The sequence below is a fragment of the Sphaerospermopsis sp. FACHB-1094 genome (assembly GCF_014696195.1).
Classification (GTDB): Bacteria; Cyanobacteriota; Cyanobacteriia; order Cyanobacteriales; family Nostocaceae; genus Sphaerospermopsis; species Sphaerospermopsis kisseleviana.
Map to the genome: position 1 here is coordinate 1 of NZ_JACJPT010000192.1, position 5513 is coordinate 5513.

At 36.4% G+C, this 5513-nt stretch carries 7 protein-coding genes and 2 pseudogenes; 6 read left to right on the forward strand and 3 right to left on the reverse strand.

Annotation, left to right across the window (positions count from 1 at the left end; all coding sequences use genetic code 11):
- Positions 1 to 337 precede the first annotated feature (337 nt).
- The 6 genes and pseudogenes from trxB (at position 338) to H6F47_RS26665 (ending at position 4526) form a co-directional block, all read left to right on the forward strand.
- Positions 338 to 1708 carry a thioredoxin-disulfide reductase gene (gene trxB / locus H6F47_RS26645; RefSeq protein ID WP_190346369.1) on the forward strand — a complete coding sequence of 457 codons (1371 nt, stop codon included), beginning with the start codon at positions 338 to 340 and terminating at the stop codon, positions 1706 to 1708.
- Between the two features lie 155 nt (positions 1709 to 1863).
- Entirely contained in the window at positions 1864 to 2484 is a 621-nt protein-coding gene (locus H6F47_RS26650; RefSeq protein ID WP_190346368.1) for a Uma2 family endonuclease, read from the forward strand.
- A gap of 333 nt (positions 2485 to 2817) precedes the next feature.
- Complete coding sequence (locus tag H6F47_RS26655; RefSeq protein WP_190346367.1) at positions 2818 to 3114, forward strand: hypothetical protein; 297 nt, start codon at positions 2818 to 2820, stop codon at positions 3112 to 3114.
- A 26-nt stretch (positions 3115 to 3140) separates the two neighbouring features.
- A pseudogene (locus H6F47_RS28295) lies at positions 3141 to 3245 on the forward strand (VapC toxin family PIN domain ribonuclease); the annotation flags it as partial.
- Positions 3246 to 3374: 129 nt separating this feature from the next.
- Complete coding sequence (locus tag H6F47_RS26660) at positions 3375 to 4259, forward strand: ABC transporter permease (RefSeq protein ID WP_137666991.1); 885 nt, start codon at positions 3375 to 3377, stop codon at positions 4257 to 4259.
- Between the two features lie 105 nt (positions 4260 to 4364).
- Entirely contained in the window at positions 4365 to 4526 is a 162-nt protein-coding gene (locus tag H6F47_RS26665) for a hypothetical protein (protein WP_187041981.1), read from the forward strand.
- Between the two features lie 3 nt (positions 4527 to 4529).
- Here the strand turns inward: H6F47_RS26665 and H6F47_RS26670 are convergent, their stop codons facing one another.
- From H6F47_RS26670 to H6F47_RS28300, 3 genes and pseudogenes are all read right to left on the reverse strand, one after another.
- The gene (locus H6F47_RS26670) at positions 4530 to 4667 is read right to left on the reverse strand and encodes a hypothetical protein (protein ID WP_162501860.1); all 138 of its coding nucleotides are present in this window, start codon (positions 4665 to 4667) and stop codon (positions 4530 to 4532) included.
- 87 nt (positions 4668 to 4754) lie between these two features.
- Positions 4755 to 4868: pseudogene (locus H6F47_RS28750) on the reverse strand (type IV pilin-like G/H family protein); the annotation flags it as partial.
- Between the two features lie 12 nt (positions 4869 to 4880).
- On the reverse strand, positions 4881 to 5045 hold the full coding sequence (locus H6F47_RS28300; RefSeq protein WP_242027507.1) for a prepilin-type N-terminal cleavage/methylation domain-containing protein: 165 nt from the start codon (positions 5043 to 5045) through the stop codon (positions 4881 to 4883).
- Positions 5046 to 5513: the final 468 nt, after the last annotated feature.

The following is a 5513-nucleotide window of genomic DNA, read 5'->3' on the forward strand; positions in this document are numbered from 1 at the left end:
TAAAAATTGATAATTTATCGCCCGAATGCTTCGCCCTTACAGGAAAATAACCTGTGATAAAAATTGATAATTTATCGCCCGAATGCTTCGCCCTTACAGGAGTCAGGAGGAGGTTTGAAAATTTCTTTGCCCTCTCTGGAAATCTCAAAAAATGCACGCTTTTTCAGCTATACCCTTGAAAAACCTTGCACTTATTTTTGTGTTTATCACCCTGTAACCTTTGATATCTCTGGGTTTTACATTTATTCAGCATCCCCTAAATTAATGTCAGAAGTAGGGGATCTTTGAGTTATGCTATACTAACTTAAACGTAGTCGTTATGAGTTTGTATACTAGTATGACAAATTCCAAAGTAGAAAACACAGTAGAAAACTTAGTAATTATCGGTTCTGGACCCGCTGGTTACACCGCAGCTATCTATGCAGGAAGGGCAAATTTAAAACCCGTAGTATTTGAAGGTTTCCAAGCAGGTGGTTTACCAGGAGGCCAACTCATGACAACCACCGAAGTTGAGAACTTCCCAGGTTTTCCCCAAGGTATCACCGGACCAGACTTGATGGATAACATGAAAGCCCAAGCAGAACGGTGGGGCGCAGAATTATATACTGAAGATGTGATATCAGTTGATTTGAGTCAACGTCCTTTTACTATCCGTTCCCAAGAAAGGGAAGTAAAAGCCCATAGTTTAATTATCGCTACTGGTGCAACAGCTAAACGCTTAGGTTTACCAAGTGAACATCAATTTTGGAGTCGGGGAATTTCCGCTTGTGCTATATGTGATGGTGCAACTCCTCTATTTCGTAATACGGAGTTAGGGATTATTGGTGCGGGAGACTCAGCAGCAGAAGAAGCTATTTATTTAACTAAATATGCTTCTTTGGTGCATTTGTTAGTGCGTTCTGATAAAATGCGGGCTTCTAAAGCTATGCAAGACAGAGTTTTGAGTAACCCGAAAATTAAAATACATTGGCACACCGAAGCAGTAGATGTAATTGGTGAAGAAAGTATGAATGGTGTGCAAGTGCGTAATAATCAAACCGGGGAAGAAAGCACTATTCCCGCTAAAGGTTTATTTTACGCCATTGGTCACAAGCCCAATACAGAGTTATTTCAGGGACTATTAGAACTGGATGAGGTGGGGTACATTATCACTAAACATGGTGGTGTAGAAACCAGTTTAGAGGGTGTATTTGCAGCCGGTGACGTGCAAGACCATGAATTTAGACAAGCGATTACAGCAGCAGGTACTGGTTGTATGGCGGCCATGTTAGCGGAAAGATGGTTATCATCAAAGAATTTAATTCATGAATTTCATCAAACCCAAATTGAAGGAACAACACCCCACCCAGAAACCCAGAAAGCAGAAACAGCAGCAGAATTTAATTTACAAGCAACAAGGCATAATGGGGGTTATGCTTTAAGAAAATTATTCCATGAGAGCGATCGCTTGTTGTTGGTAAAATATGTGTCTCCTGGTTGTGGCCCTTGTCACACCTTGAAACCGATATTAAATAAAGTCGTCGATGAATTTGATGGTAAGATTCACTTTGTTGAAGTTGACATTGACCAAGATCGAGACATAGCGGAGAATGCCGGTATCATAGGAACACCGACGGTACAGATATTTAAGAATAAGGAATTGGTAAAAGAAGTGAAAGGTGTAAAACAGAAAAGTGAATATCGACAGTTGATAGAAAGTAATTTGTAGGGACTGGGGACTGGGGACTGGGGACTGGTGACTGGGGACTGGTGACTGGGGAATGGGTAATAAATTTTATTTTTACCAATCACCAATTACCAATTACCAATCACCAATCACCAAACAAACAATATGATAACTATTCAAACCAAAGAATCTAAATTATGATTCAAGCTTTACCTGAAACTAAATTAATAACTTTTGCCGAGTTTATAGAGTGGTATCCAGATACAGGAGTTCGCTATGAATTATATGATGGAGTAATTGTAGAAATGACACCACCAGTAGGAGAACATGAAGAAATTATTGGCTTTTTAGTTGAAGAAATAGTCACAGAATATAAACGTCTAAAACTTCCTTATTTCATTCCTAAAACAGCTTTTATCAAACCACCAGAAAAAGAATCAGGATATTTACCAGATATAATATTGTTAAATCGTTCTAATTTAATTAATGAACCTTTATGGAAAAAATCATCTACAATTAGTGAATCAGCTTCAATTCCTTTAGTAGTTGAAGTTGTCAGTACAAACTGGCGTGATGATTACCATAAAAAACTTGCTGACTATGAGGAAATGGGTATTGCAGAATATTGGATTGTAGATTATGCTGCTTTAGGTGGTAGAGTGTTTATTGGCAATCCTAAACAACCAACTATTTCACTTTATCAACTGATAGAAGGAGAATATCAAGTTAGTCAATTTAGAGATGATGATTTAATAATATCACCAACTTTCCCAGAGTTAAAATTAACTGCTAATCAAATTTTTCAAGCTAGTTTGTAAGAGTGTAGATTATAATATAATTTTCATGCAAGTATAGCAGATTGCAGATCAATGAGGTACAGATATTAATTAGACATCTCCAGAAAAGAAATTATGGAACTTATTTATGGGGGCAGGTCGAAGCTTATGGGATATCTAGATGTCTGATTTTTTTGTTAAATTATCGCCCATAAGCTTCGCCCCTACAACTTATGACAAATTAATACATTCTATTTTGGAGAAGTCTATTGTAAAACTCTTGTGGGGTGGGCATCCTGCACGCCCTTGTGTACCTCACTCAGATGAAATCTGCTGTATAATGTAAATATTCAGCCGTCATCAGGAGTCAAAACCATGCAAGAACAAATAACCGAGTATCAACAAGAACTAACAGAACGTATTTCCACATTGGTAGATAAATTATTTCAAGGAAGTAGTTTCTACAAAGTCAAATTAGACCAATATGAAATGACAGAAATGCTGATAGAATTATTTGGTAGATTGTCACCAGAGGAAATGAGAGCAATTAAAGAACATGATTTAACCAGAAGAATTGATAAAATTCTTGTGTTAGAAACTGTTGCAGGGACATTGAACGACTTATCACCCGAAGAAATAGCGATTTTTGATGCAGCGGTAGAAGGAAAATAACACTGTGAATTATTTACTAGATTCAAATTTTAATAGCAGCAACAGCAATTATCTTAGATTTAATTCTTGTTTCTAATGATTCCGATTTATCCAGAATTGAAGGACTTAAATTAGAAAATTGGTTATTGTAAAAAATTGGTTATTGTAATATATAATTTATATTTTTACAGCCGTTTCCTAAGTTATGAGGTACAAGGTTAACAGGCAAGATGCCTGTTCCACAAGGGTTAGAAAAAAATTACCATCATAATTATATTACCATGACTATTACAAAAAGCCGCATACCAAGATTTTTAAACTTTGCTAAATCTAACCTATCCCAGAGATTTATGTTGATAGGTTTAGCAATGACTTTATTTTTTATCTTTTTAGCCTTTTTTGCCCCAGTTTTCCAACAGTGGGGATGGTTACAAAACCCCAAAGAATTTTTAAGTAACCCTATTCATGAAGCACCTTCTTTAAAACATTGGTTTGGTACAAGTCGCTTGGGTTATGATGTTTTTTCCAGAACAATTTTTGGCGCACAAGCAGCACTGCAAGTAGTTATTTTAGCCACTGCATTAAGTATGATTGTGGGTGTACCCTTGGGAATGGTAAGTGGTTATTTAGGAGGAAAATTAGATAAAACTTTACTATTTCTCATGGATAGCATTTACACTTTACCGGGTTTGCTGCTATCTGTTACCTTAGCTTTTGTGGTAGGGAGAGGAATATTAAATGCGGCGATCGCCATTAGTATTGCTTACATTCCCCAATATTATCGCGTTGTGCGTAACCACACCGTCAGCGTTAAAACCGAAGTCTACATCGAAGCAGCGCAAGCAATGGGCGCTTCTACCTGGATTGTATTATCAAGATATCTATTTTTCAACGTTATTCAAAGTGTCCCCGTCCTCTTTACCCTTAACGCCGCAGATGCCATATTAGTATTAGGTGGTTTAGGCTTTTTGGGTTTAGGACTACCCGAAGATGTACCCGAATGGGGTTATGATTTAAAACAAGCTCTGGAAGCACTACCCACAGGTATTTGGTGGACTACCCTTTTTCCCGGTTTAGCAATGACTATCATGGTAGTAGGGTTATCACTACTTGGTGAAGGGTTGAATGAGTTTGTCAATCCTCGTTTGAGAAGAGAAAATAGATGACTGGTGACTAGTGACTGGTGACTGGTGACTGGTGACTGGGTGAGAAAAACTAAGTCTTTCTCCTGACTCTCTCTTGATAACTAACAACAAAACTGAGATACTTCTGTGAACGATAAATTTACTTTAATTGCAGCTGCTACCGGTGGTTTAATGCTTTCCGTTGCTTTATCTGGTATATTAAAAGGCGCACCGCTGATAACTTCGGAAAAATCTCATATTAAGTCTTACACTGTTGCTAATGTGCAGATTCTTACTAAAAAGAATTAATTCCTAATCCATACTAACCATCGTTCCTGTACAACTTGCTCCAGTAGAAGTTAAACTAGGAGCAGTAATAGGATTATTAGCTAATGTTCCTGCGGTTTGACAAGCAACACTTACAGTAATTCCACTTAAAAGAACAGTCACACGACCATTAAAACCTTTAAGCGCAGCAGCGTCATTAGCTACTGCTGTAACCGTAGTAGTATTAATATCTGCTGCAATGTTATAATTCTAATTATTGGTTACAGTAGGAATACCCAGTTGTAAAGTCTCTATATCCCCAGCGAAAGCTGAATTTTCCATTCTGTAAGCTTGTTGCGCTCTATTAAATGCGCATATATAAGTTTTAGCGTCTGATTATTGTGCTTTTGCAGCTTGACTTAGGAAGGAAGGAAGAGCGATCGCTGATAGAATACCAATCAGAATAAATACAATTAACAATTCAATAATAGTAAAACCTGCATTAACTTGATTTTTGATCAGTAGATGCTGCATCAACTTAGCTTTTATGGTTAGTTTCATAGTGGTTTCTTTGGGGATGAGAGAATTTTTGTTACCTCTATGAATAAATTACCCAATTTAAATTATTTTTGTATACATAATATTATACTTGTAATATTTATTATATTTATACCATAGCTACTTTACATAATTTTAACATCTATCCGTTGCAATACATACATAATTTACACACACTTATAAAAAACTGCTTTCAAACTCGTTCAAATTGAACCAAATTGAACCACCCAATTAAGGAAAAATAGCTGTGGTAAAATCTTCTTGGTGTAAATAAATTTCTGCCTGTTTTTGAAGTTGATAAATATCTACAAGAATAAATACTTAATAAATTATTTCCTTGATTTTATACCAAAAATATGTGAAGCTACACAGAATCATGAAATCCATTCATTAGACATCTCCAGAAAAGAAATTATGGAACCTATTTATGGGGGCAGGTCGAAGCTTATGGGATATCTAGATGTCTGATTT